Source organism: Lysinibacillus sp. GW821-FHT14F06 (assembly GCF_058803665.1).
The window spans coordinates 15,700-27,448 of record NZ_JBXAPF010000009.1; the positions used below are offsets into that span (position 1 = coordinate 15,700).

General features: G+C 37.2%; 14 protein-coding genes. 4 read left to right on the forward strand and 10 right to left on the reverse strand.

The window, feature by feature from the left end; genetic code table 11:
• The first annotated feature begins 16 nt into the window (after positions 1–16).
• On the forward strand, positions 17–652 hold the full coding sequence (locus AC1RNS_RS10455) for a hypothetical protein (RefSeq protein ID WP_492992433.1): 636 nt from the start codon (positions 17–19) through the stop codon (positions 650–652).
• Entirely contained in the window at positions 649–1,257 is a 609-nt protein-coding gene (locus tag AC1RNS_RS10460) for a hypothetical protein (protein ID WP_492992434.1), read from the forward strand. The genes AC1RNS_RS10455 and AC1RNS_RS10460 overlap by 4 nt, the downstream gene beginning before the upstream one ends.
• A 243-nt stretch (positions 1,258–1,500) precedes the next feature.
• On the opposite strand, the gene AC1RNS_RS10465 is transcribed toward AC1RNS_RS10460, so the two are convergent.
• The 10 genes from AC1RNS_RS10465 to argF all read right to left on the reverse strand — a co-directional run bounded on the left by AC1RNS_RS10465 (position 1,501) and on the right by argF (position 10,001).
• A complete protein-coding gene (locus AC1RNS_RS10465) occupies positions 1,501–2,013 on the reverse strand; it encodes a GNAT family N-acetyltransferase (protein ID WP_492992435.1) in 513 nt (170 codons plus the stop codon).
• Positions 2,014–2,055: 42 nt separating this feature from the next.
• A complete protein-coding gene (locus tag AC1RNS_RS10470; protein ID WP_492992436.1) occupies positions 2,056–2,763 on the reverse strand; it encodes an amino acid ABC transporter permease in 708 nt (235 codons plus the stop codon).
• A 12-nt stretch (positions 2,764–2,775) separates the two neighbouring features.
• Positions 2,776–3,480 (reverse strand): amino acid ABC transporter permease, encoded by a 705-nt coding sequence (locus AC1RNS_RS10475; protein WP_492992438.1) that lies wholly within the window; start codon positions 3,478–3,480, stop codon positions 2,776–2,778.
• Positions 3,481–3,505: 25 nt separating this feature from the next.
• Entirely contained in the window at positions 3,506–4,330 is an 825-nt protein-coding gene (locus tag AC1RNS_RS10480; RefSeq protein WP_492992439.1) for a transporter substrate-binding domain-containing protein, read from the reverse strand.
• A 17-nt stretch (positions 4,331–4,347) separates the two neighbouring features.
• On the reverse strand, positions 4,348–4,767 hold the full coding sequence (locus tag AC1RNS_RS10485) for a hypothetical protein (protein ID WP_492992441.1): 420 nt from the start codon (positions 4,765–4,767) through the stop codon (positions 4,348–4,350).
• A 175-nt stretch (positions 4,768–4,942) separates the two neighbouring features.
• Entirely contained in the window at positions 4,943–5,218 is a 276-nt protein-coding gene (locus AC1RNS_RS10490) for a glutaredoxin family protein (RefSeq protein WP_492992442.1), read from the reverse strand.
• Between the two features lie 13 nt (positions 5,219–5,231).
• Positions 5,232–6,239: an LLM class flavin-dependent oxidoreductase gene (locus AC1RNS_RS10495; RefSeq protein ID WP_492992444.1), complete on the reverse strand. Its 1,008-nt coding sequence runs from the start codon at positions 6,237–6,239 to the stop codon at positions 5,232–5,234.
• 44 nt (positions 6,240–6,283) lie between these two features.
• A complete protein-coding gene (locus tag AC1RNS_RS10500) occupies positions 6,284–7,615 on the reverse strand; it encodes an LLM class flavin-dependent oxidoreductase (protein ID WP_492992445.1) in 1,332 nt (443 codons plus the stop codon).
• Between the two features lie 186 nt (positions 7,616–7,801).
• Positions 7,802–8,701 carry a LysR family transcriptional regulator gene (locus AC1RNS_RS10505; RefSeq protein ID WP_492992447.1) on the reverse strand — a complete coding sequence of 300 codons (900 nt, stop codon included), beginning with the start codon at positions 8,699–8,701 and terminating at the stop codon, positions 7,802–7,804.
• A 334-nt stretch (positions 8,702–9,035) separates the two neighbouring features.
• Entirely contained in the window at positions 9,036–10,001 is a 966-nt protein-coding gene (gene argF / locus AC1RNS_RS10510) for an ornithine carbamoyltransferase (RefSeq protein ID WP_492992448.1), read from the reverse strand.
• A gap of 241 nt (positions 10,002–10,242) precedes the next feature.
• Between argF and AC1RNS_RS10515 the strand changes: the two genes are divergently transcribed.
• On the forward strand, positions 10,243–10,692 hold the full coding sequence (locus AC1RNS_RS10515) for a MarR family winged helix-turn-helix transcriptional regulator (RefSeq protein WP_492992450.1): 450 nt from the start codon (positions 10,243–10,245) through the stop codon (positions 10,690–10,692).
• A gap of 22 nt (positions 10,693–10,714) precedes the next feature.
• A complete protein-coding gene (locus AC1RNS_RS10520) occupies positions 10,715–11,713 on the forward strand; it encodes a serine hydrolase domain-containing protein (protein ID WP_492992452.1) in 999 nt (332 codons plus the stop codon).
• The last annotated feature ends 36 nt before the right edge of the window (positions 11,714–11,749 follow it).

The window sequence follows — 11,749 nt, forward strand, 5'->3', positions numbered from 1 at the left end:
ACAAGGAGGAATGACTATGAATGCCTTAATGACCATATTAAAGTTAGATCCTGGACATGCTTTTGGAGTAAATGGTCGCATGCAAAAAGATACTGGAAGTGAAGCAAAAATCATTGATCAATATGATTTTGTACAAGAAGATTTAGAAAAAGTGGATGTTCTCATGATTCCTAACTTCATTGATCAAGAATTTCTATACAGCCAACGTGAGAAGATTGCTAACTTTTTAGCACAAAATAAAATTGTGGTATATTGCGGACATTTATTTCGTGAATGGCTGCCGGGTTGTGGACTATTCATGCCTCAGTTGATTCAAAATTATAAGGACTATGAGGTTTTTCCAACCGCAAATACAGCCATCTTCAATGGAGTAACAACCGAAGATATGACGTTTAAAAAAGGTGTAGCAGGTTTTTTTGCTCGTGGCTATCATCACCCACCTGAAAATGCAGAAATACTACTTACGTTTGCAAATGGTAAACCTGTTACATATGTTGATCGAGCAACAACAAAGGGCACCATTCTAGTTCATGCAGGGCGAGATTTATTAGGATACTCCAATGAAAATAAATCAACCGACTGTATTCGCCCTCAATTTTTAACATGGCTAGAAGAAGAAGTACAAACTTTAAAGGAGCACCCACAACTATGAGAAAAATCGGTGTTATCTACAGTGGTAATGAATCCCATTATCGAACATTCCATGAACCAAAATTTAATCAATATATAGAGCGAATCATTTATCATCCACATTTTCTTGAAACAGAAATAGATGATCTGGACGTATTAATTGTTCCCTCACAATTAAATAACAGGCTTCTACTTAACAGTGTGGAGAAAATCCATTTGTTTGCAGAAAGAGGTGGTATTGTCGTAGCATTTGGACCACAGCCATGGAACTGGCTACCAGAACAGCAGTGGGAGGAGAGACCAACCAATTTCTGGTGGTGGCTTGACAATGGTGCTTCTAGCGGTTTAGTGTTACAAAAACCAACCCATCCAATGTTTGCAGACTATTTAACATTGGCTGATTGTACTTGGCATCAACATGGTGTATTTTGGCCTCCTAAGAATGCGGAAATATTAGTAACAACAGAGGATGGCGGTGCTGTACTTTACATTGATTCTGTTTCTACTAACGGAACATGGATTATTACAACACTAGATCCTGATTTCCATTTCGGCTCTTATTTTATGCCTGCCACTGAACGATTTTTTGAGGGATTTTTCCCTTATTTAGCCTATGGAAAACTATAAGGAGCTTAAATGAAAATGCCAAAGGGAAAGAAACCAACTTGGTTCCTTTCCCTTTGACCATGAGCAAAACATGTATGTAAGGTATGAGCAATTCCTTGAGAGCAGTGAACTACCTTGATAAATGAAGATTACTTGGCTCAGCAGTATTTAACACTCTATAGGAATCAGAGCACCGCTGTGCCAATCAATAATCTTTTAATTAGATATTTGTACTGAAGGTTACTAAATATACTTTACTCCATTTTACAAATCATAACGGAAGCCTTTTACCAGTTTGTCTCCCTTGTGAAAATCCTTAGACTCATCACGTACAAAGCCTAATGATAAATAAAGATTGATGGCAACCTGCATGATATCGCCCGAATGTAAATATAAAGCTTGATCCTGACGAGCACGTGCGAAGGCAAAGCTTTCATGTAATAATTTTTTCGCAATGCCTAATCCCCTTCCCTTAGGATGCACGCCAAGTAAACGTACAATGGTAGAATGTATAGTAAGCTCGGGCAAACCATAAGCCTTTTCAGAATCCGTAAATAGCTGAAGCCCTCCTAAAATCTCATCTCCCTGCTTTGCCACTAAAATTGTTTCTGCATCAGAATTGCCTACAGATGCACGAATAGCAATTAAATATGAAGCCCAATCCTCTGGGTTATTATATTCTTTCTCATATTGTGAATAACTCTCTACAAGAACCTCTAAATAACGTGCATGGTCCTCATCTTTCAACTGTTCAATCACTATTTCCACTACTGTCATTGTTTATTCCCCTTTCTTTATTGTTGAACCAGAAATATTTCGTCATATGCCGCCCTTATTATAGGCAGTCACTCTTTTTTCAAGGCGATGAGCAAGCCATTCAACGATGGCTGAAACGCCCCAATAGATAAGACCGACAGCGATAAATGCCTCCAAAAATTTCAAATTAATAGAGGCTACAATATTTGCTACACCTGTTAATTCTTTTACTGAAAGAAAAAAAGCTAGCGATGTGGCATGTAAAAAGCCTATAAAAACATTGGTAAAATTAGGGATTGACTTACTAAATGCTTGAGGTAATATATACCGTCGCATTGCCTGCGAAAATGTTAAACCAACTGCATAAGCTGCCTCTAACTGCCCCTTAGGTACACTTAAAATCCCTGATCGAATTATTTCGGAGGCATAGGCACCTGCACTCAATGTCAATGCAAGTAAAACAAAAAATAGTATAGGGATAGAGCTTGATTGAATATCTAGTTCGAATGCTTTCGCAAGGACATCCACTATGATAGGTACTCCAAAATAAACGAGCATTATGTGCATAATAATAGGTGTGCCTCTAAAGAAAGATACATAAAAGTTTAACAACGGTGCGAAAAATTTAGTTTGTTGGATTCGAACAAAGGCTACAATGACACCGATGATAATGCCCAATAAGACTGGTGTAACTGTCATAAATAAGGTCAACGGCAATACTTTACTAATTTCTTTAAAAGCTTCGAAAATAAATGCAGAATCTATAGTCATAACTTTTACCTCCTAACTAGATACAGCTTCCTTTGGCATATAGCGATTAAGATAGCGCTCATTACTCTTTAATAACTTTTCTAGTAGCATCACAATGACATAATAGACAATAGATAGTGCCAAATAAATTTCTAGGGCCCTTGTAGTAGAGGCAATAAGCGTTTCTCCTCTCCCGACCATATCCATGACACCAATTGAAAATGCGAGAGATGTATCTTTTAAGGAGCTAATCATCGTGTTCGCTATATTGGGAAAGGCAACACGAAGAGCCTGAGGAAATATAATCCTCACAAATGCCTGTGTACCATTTAAGCCTACTGAATATGCAGCCTCTATTTGCCCTCTGTCCACCGTTAAAATCGAGGCTCTAAAGATTTCTGCAAATGCAGCAGCATTACTTAACGTGTAAGTAATAATGACAAAATACATGGCATCCATTCTTGTTACATCAATATGCACAATCTTTAATAAAGCAGGTATTCCATAAAATACCAAAAATAATTGTACTAATATCGGTGTGCCACGAATAAACGAAATATAGATTGTTATTATTTGCCTTAGAATGTTGATATGAAGCAGCTTTGGTATAGCGATACCTATACCAAGCAGCATGCCAAAAAGAATAGAGAACACTAAAATTTCAAGTGTTACTGGTAAATACTGAAGTAATATTGGAAGTACTTTTGCTATAAGCACGAAGTCAAAGTCATTTGCCATACTTCCTTCATCCTCTCTGATTTATTTAGAAGTCCACCGAATAATCATCACCTAACCACTTTTTACTTAGCTCACTAACAACGCCATCTTCCTTCAATTCACGGATAGCATCATCAAGGCGTTGCTGTAAGGTAACCTCATCTTTATTTAATAAGAAATACACTTTTGAATTTAATAATGCATCTCCCACTACCTTTTGCTGTGCTTCATTGTTTTCGTTATAATACTTCACGGCAAATGGTGTTGTAATAATGGCATCCACACGGCCTGTCGCAAGTTGATTATTTACATCAACTGAGCCTGATGAATAGACGATATTAGCACCTAGATTGTGCTCCTTATTGTATTTCTCAATAAAGACTGCTGAATTACTAGTTGGAGAAACACTCACATTTTTTTCTTTTAAATCATCAATAGATTGAATATCATTGTTTTTTGCATTAACCGTTACCTTTAATGGAAATACATTATAAGGCTCTTTATTAAATAGGAACTTCTCCTCGCGTTCATTATTCACTTCCATTTGATGCGCAATAAAATCGATTTTTCTTGTTTCCAAACTAAGTAATAAATTTGAAAATTCCATTGTCTTAAATTCAAACTCATATTCTGGCAGCTTCTCATCAATTGCACGAACAAGCTCCACATCATAACCAGTTAAATTTCCCTTGTCATCTAAGAAGCAGATATTTGGAAATTGTGTACCTGTACCTACAATAATTTTTTGAACTTCCTTTCCACTCTGTGCCGTATCATTTTTACTTGTATCTCCCTCAAGCTTTTCTGTGCTGGTACAAGCCGTTAAAAGTAACGTAAACAGCAGTAAACTCAAAAATGTTATTTTTTTCATAATATCCCTCGCTTTTATCAATATAAACTTAGTTGAATAGTAGTATTTATTGCAGTGTGAAATTTTGTTTTTGTCCCAAATCGTGCTTGGAAGTTCTTTTTTGAGTACAGGCATGATTTCGGTTGCAAAGCCTCTAGTTGTTCACTTTGCTCAGACAATTCAAGCCCTTCTACACTAAGCATCTGGACTTGATGCTTAAATGCATGATGATACTTGATCATTTTTTCAATAATTGCATCTGGACTACCAACTAATGCGGAGCCACGCTCAATATGATCCTCTAAATTTTTAAATGGGGAATTATTCACCTTTGAGGCTTCAGTGCTCATAAAGCCTTCATAATAGGGCCGATACCTCTCAAACGCTTCCTCATTTGTATTAGCAATGTATAAACCTCGTGCTCCTGCACCTACAACAGCCTGTGATGAACCCAGCAAAGTGTAATACCTTCAATTACTGCAATAAGTAAACTTGCAACTGTTAGAACAACAGTTGCAGGTAATTGTCAAACGATATCAGTGGGTTAAAAAATAATTGATTGAAAAAACTGAAAAAAGGCGCTCATTAGTTCAAATAGTGCTACTTAACCATGATTAAAATTATATCTGCGTCCTATGACTGTATTTTTTCTCCTGCTAGTGCAGCCTTTAAATGCTCAAGACCAAGTTCTGTAACTGCTTGATAGATACCATCTTCACTTGAACCAATTTCTACAACAGGTACATAGCGAATTCCATATTTTGTATCGAGAATATCACGGAAGGCATCATTATGTGTTACATCCACTGTTTTGTAAGGTATACCCACCTCTTGTAAATACGTTTTTACCTCATTACAGTAACTACAGCCCTGCTTCGACCAAACTATTACATCTCTATTTTTTTTCATGATGTTTTCCTCCTTAGCTTACCGCTTCTTTTTGCTGTAAATGTACTGGACTCAATAACTCAAAAGATCGCTCACGCTCAAAATGCTTTAAGACTGGCGTATGCAAAATAAATTCGTCGATTTGGTATTGCACATGGTAGTCATCTAAAATGGCTTTAATTTCTTCTGATGTACCATATAAAATATCGGCCTCATACTGCTCAACCGTATATTCCTCTCCAGATTCCTGACCAAATTTCTCTGCTAGCTCTACTGATTGTAGTGTCAGGCTTCTGCCACTTGCTAAATGCACCTTTGTAATTTTTTGATCACCAACTAGCTCTTTCGCTTCCTCGTTGGTTGGAGCAGCAAGTGCGGCAATGGAAATCGCAAAATGTCCGTTTGGATGGTGACTGCGATAGGTTGTAGCCGCTTGTGCCAAAATGTTTTTGTCACTATTAATAAAGCGAGCAAAGACGAATGCAATTCCTAGTTTACCTGCACGAGCAGCACTTTCTGGGCTAGCACCGAGTAAAAATAATGCTGGCTTTGTCTTCGGAATCGGTGTTGCTTCTATGCCATGTAATTCGTGCTCTTCTGGTATTGATTGCTCAATTAATTGCTGTAAAAATATTAATCTTTCTTCAAAATCCTCTCCATTATTGAGCGTGCCATATTGGAGGGCCTTTGTAGAAAGAGGTAAGCCTCCGGGTGCTTTCCCAATACCCAAATCTACTCGCCCTGGCTCCAAGGATGCTAAAACATGGAAATTTTCTGCTACTTTATAGGGGCTATAATGCTGTAGCATAACCCCACCCGATCCAATGTTGATTGATTTTGTTTTAGCTAGTAAATAAGATATTAAAACCTCAGGAGATGTTCCTGCTAATGAATCTGTATTATGGTGCTCTGATACCCAAAAGCGTGAGTAGCCCAATTGCTCAGCTTTTTGTGCAAGTGCCACTGTTTTTTGTAAGGTCTGTTCGTTTGTTGCACCCTCAATAATTGGACTTTGATCTAATATGCCTAATGAATAGCTCATACATTCCCTCCTTAATCTTTTTATTCAAATAAATTTACTAGGTTTTAAGAGACAGTATGTTTGACATAACGGCTTTCCTTAAATGGTAAACCTAAATTACCACGTAATGTATCCGCCTCATATTCTTCACGATAAAGCCCTCTTGCTTGTAAAATCGGTACAACCTTATCTACAAAATCGTCAAGTGCACCAGGTACAGTTACAGCAATAATAAAGCCATCCGCAGCCTCTTTTTCAAACCATTCCTGCACTAGATTAGCGACTTGCTCTGCTGTTCCAAAGAAAGCTGTTTTAGGTGTTGCCTCACGTAAAGCAACCTGTCGTAATGTCAGTTCTTCTTGTTTGGCATATTTTTTTATATAGTCAGTTGTACTTCTAAAGCTATTAGCTCCTATATCACCAAGCTCTGGGAATGGAGCATCCACATCATACTGTGTAAAATCATGATGATCAAAGTATCGTCCTAAATAAGCAAGTGCACGTTCAATCGAAACCAGCTCAACGATTTCCTGATATTTAGCTTCAGCCTCCTCCAGTGTCTCACCAATAATTGGAGAAATCCCTGGGAAGATTTTAATTTCCTGTGAATCACGTCCAAAGGCTGCAGCCTCTGTTTTTACCCTTTGATAAAATTTCTGTGCCTCTTCTAAGGATGCACCGTGTGTAAAAATCGCGTCAGCATCCTTAGCAGCTAAGCGGATACCTGCATCAGACGAGCCTGCTTGAAATATAACAGGCTGACCTTGCTTAGAACGCGCAATATTAAGTGGTCCCTGTACAGAAAAATATTGTCCCTGATGGTGTAAGGTATGCAGTTTATCTGGATCAAAAAACACATCCTGTTCTACATCCGCAATAAAAGCGTCATCGTCCCATGAATCCCATAAGCCCTTTGTCACTTCCAAATATTCTTCAGCAATTTGATAGCGCTCTGCGTGATTAGGATGCTGTTCCAGTGTTTTATTGTAGTTCAATGCAGTGCTTTCTAATGGCGTTGTCACTACATTCCATCCAGCACGTCCTCCACTAATATGATCCAATGAGGCAAATTGACGTGCAACTGTAAAAGGCTCACTGTAGGAGGTAGATACGGTGCCAACTAGCCCAATGTTTTTTGTCGCTACTGCTAATGCTGATAAAATCGTTAGAGGCTCAAAGCGATTTAAAAAATGAGGAATGGATTTTTCGTTGATGAACAAACCATCAGCAATAAACACTACATCAAATTTTCCTTGCTCTGCCTTTTGTGCCTGTTGGATATAAAACGGTAAGCTTACACTTTGATTACTTGCGACCTTTGGATGACGCCAGCCTGAAATATTGCCACCTACACCGTGAATAATTGCACCAAATCGAACTTTGTCCTGTCTCACCATATTCATTTCCTCCTCGAATTTTATTTTTACTAAACATAGTGGTTAAGTATGTTTTTGATGAAAAAATAATATTTCATTTATGGTTCCATAAATAAAATAAGGTTGAGGAAGATATTACAGCTCATTGCAGCAATATGCAATAGGCTACATAATAGAAAAAAATTTACTGTTTGATAAAATATTTTATCAATCTATTTTTTCATAACTGCCTTCAAATTGCTCAGCAGTTTCTGTTACCTTTTCCCAAAAGGCAGGAGCCAGTTTATCTTTATTGTTATATGTTAAAAAAATATGTTGATTCATATCCAGTAAGTGCTTGACATCAATCTCTACAAATTCCCCACTTTCAAGCTCCTTTTTTACACAGAGATGTGGTAAAAAGCTCATATATCCTTTCGTCCGAATAAATTCTTTCGCTACTTCTAAATGATCTGTACGTACTTCAATATTAGCAGTGACACCCTCTACCTCAAATAGCTTATGGACATAATTCCAATCAAAGGCCCCACATTCAAAAAACACCATTTTTTGCCGAGCTAATTCCCTTACCTTAATTAGCGAATTCTGCTGAAAAGAATGTTCGCGATGCATCACGAGTTTAACTGCATTACTTAATAATAGCTCATTGCTAATTCCTTCTCGATGGACATATTGGATAAGCCCAAAATGGATTTGATGACTTTGCAGCTTTTCTAATATCATATTTGTTGATCCTGTCACAATCTGAAAGCGTAAATGTGGAAAGCTTTCTTTCCATTTAGGTAATGCATACGCTAAAAAATATTGTGCTGTCACCCCGTTCGTGCCAATGCATACTTCGTCAGTCTCCTGAGTTTCCTCTAACTGCTTCTTTCCCTGCTGGAAGGTTTGCACAATTTGTGTCGCGAATGGTAAAAAATCCTTGCCCTTATCCGATAAAATTACACTGCGCCCATCTCGATGAAATAATTCAACATTTAGCTCTCTTTCTAGTGATTTAATGCGAGCAGTTACAGTTGGCTGGGATAAAAATAACGCATTAGCAGCCTTATGGATACTTTTATAATGCACGACATATAAAAATGCCTCAATATGATCAATATTCACCTAAAGCCCTCCCCTAATTACTTATTTATCCTATTATATAGATAAATGCTTTTATTCTCTATAAATAAAATTGGAAAACTAGGTAATGTACTAGTTTGATTTACGATTATACAAGTATACGCACAAAAATAACACAACAAAAAAGTAACCCAGCGTCTCCCAGGTTACTTTACTATGTAGCGATGTGGCCATCCATCTTGACAACGTACATCGCGCGTGGCTTACATCCCTCTGTCTGTGCACCACTGTTATGTTATTCACATTGACACCCTCTGTTATCAATGTGAACTTTGTATATATAGTACTTCTCAACCCGAGAAGCATATGTCAAAAATTAAGCTAAAATAGATGCAAGTACTGCTTTTTGTGCGTGTAGTCTATTTTCTGCTTGCTCAAAGATATAAGAATTAGGGCCATCAATAACAGATGTCGCCACTTCTTCTTCACGATGTGCAGGTAAGCAGTGTAAGAACATATAATTTGGCTTTGCATAGGAAACAAGTTCATCATTAATTTGATAACCTGCAAAGTCCTGAAGACGTTTTGCAGCTTCTTCTTCTTGTCCCATGGATGTCCAAACATCTGCATACACTACGTCCGCGTTTAATACCGCTTCTACTGGATCATTCGTGATGGTAATTGTACTGCCATTTGCCATTGCGATAGCTTGTGCCTTTGCGATAACCTCTGTATCACATTCATAGCCAACTGGCGTTGCCACTGCCACGTTCATTCCTACATGTGCAGAAGCGACTACTAATGAGTGCGCCACGTTGTTGCCATCTCCAACATATGCAATTTTAAGTCCTTTTAGTTCACCTTTATTTTCAGCGATTGTTTCTAAATCTGCTAATGCCTGACATGGGTGATAAATATCTGTTAATCCATTAATAACTGGTATAGTTGCATGCTCGGCAAGCTCCTTCACCATAGCATGGGAATTTGCTCGAATCATAATACCATCTAAATAGCCTGATAGCACATGTGCCGTATCATAGATTGACTCGCCACGTCCAATTTGCAAATCACGTGCATGCATAAACATACCTTTTCCGCCCAATTGATTCATGCCTACTTCAAATGAAATACGAGTACGAGTTGAATGTTTTTCAAAGATCATACCAAGTGTTTTACCCTCTAATAGCTTCGGACATTTTCCTTCTTTTGTAATGATTTTCAGCTGTGTTGCTAATTCAACTAGCTGCTGAACCTCTTCACTTGTATAGTCTAACAAAGTTAGTAGGTCTTTACCCTTTAAGCTAGACACTAACTTTAACTGTACTTCCTCAAGTAATTTCATAGCCTTCGCTCCTTGTTCTGTTGCTGTTAAAATAAGTATAGCATGCATAAATATAAAATCAACTGAATTTTTATGTTTATTTTTAAAAATTAGAAATCTACAATAAAATGTGTCAATAATGCGTCATAACGAATTTTTATGCATATTTCCATTTTTCAATCATTTCACTCTAAAGATCTTTGCCATATTATTAACATACATTTATAATTAATACAAATTAACTATTTAGGTGGTGAAATAAATGGACAATGAGCTTATACAACTTGTGAGAGAGCTTAACCAAGTAGAATATGAAACAAATGCGATGCTAACAGAGGAGTTCTCCGCCTTGTTAGACGAAACATTAACTACAAAGCAAGCACTATTTTTAAGTCTTCTTCAGACACATGGTCCCTTGCAGACCTTTGAATTAGCAAAACTGATGGGGACATCTGCTAGTGCTGTTAGTCAATTAATCGGCAGACTAGAGCAGGAAAGCTTTATTATAAGAACCATAAGTAAAAAGGATCGTAGAGAAATTATTATCGAGTTAGACACGAGGGGGCATGATTATTTTCAGAAGCAGGAAGAAATCGAGCTTGCCATTATCAATAAATACTATTCACAGCTCCCAAAAGAGGATTTATTACAACTAAAAGAAATAATGACGAAACTACACGCTATTATCTCGAAGGCACAGGAAAAAATTTAGCGAGTGAAAAGGAGGAATACTTGTGGATTTAAATGATTTAAAAAAGGATATCTTTAAAATTGCTTATCCTTACATAAAATCTCGCCCGAATGTAGCTTTATCCATAGGTGTTATTTATCGTGACCAAGATGCTACGTTTATGTTCAATGGCTCAAATGTCAAGTATGATAAAAAGCCCTACATCTATGAAATTGGGTCAATCTCTAAAGTTTTGACTACATCCATGTTTGGGGAAATGATTCAGGAAGAAATCGTGAAGGTAGATGACTCCATCGGCAACTATTTTTCTGCAATTCCAGATAATCATCCCATAACGTTGAAACATCTAGCAAATCATACATCTGGTCTACCGGGAATAGGTGTACTGAAGAACATCTATAATCTTTTTGATAGCCAAACACCTCGTGACCCTTTTTGTCCCTATTCATTGGATGAGACAATACATTATTTTAAAACCCATATCCATGAGCCTAAAGCTAAGTTTAGGTATTCTAATGTGGGAATGGGCCTTTTAGGATATTTATTAGCAAATGAACTTCATACTGACTTTGAAACAGCTATCACACGTAGAATCGTAGAACCATTAAATTTAACAAATACCTTTATTTCTATCCCCTCCTCTAAAGAAGATACTATATTACAGGGACACTCTATTCGAGGACATAATAAGCCTCCACTTCAAATGAATGAATTTATGGCAGCGGGCGCTATACGATCCACCGTTGATGATTTATTAAAATTTATAAAAATACATGTAGGCAATCAAAATTCAGGCTATCAATTCACACACCAAGCTACTCATACTATTTCAAAAGATGTAAGCATCGGATTAGGATGGTTACTTGAAGATGATATTATTTGGCATAATGGCTCCACGAAAGGTTTCTCTAGTTATCTAGGGTTTAATATAAAACAGCAAACAGGTGTTGTGATTCTATCCAATTATCGATCCCCTATACTAGCAACAAATCCTGTTCATATGGGGAAAGATATCTTACAGCTTTTACAAAATTCTTTATAGTGACAATAGGGTGTTTCTTGAATGGAGTAAAGGAAT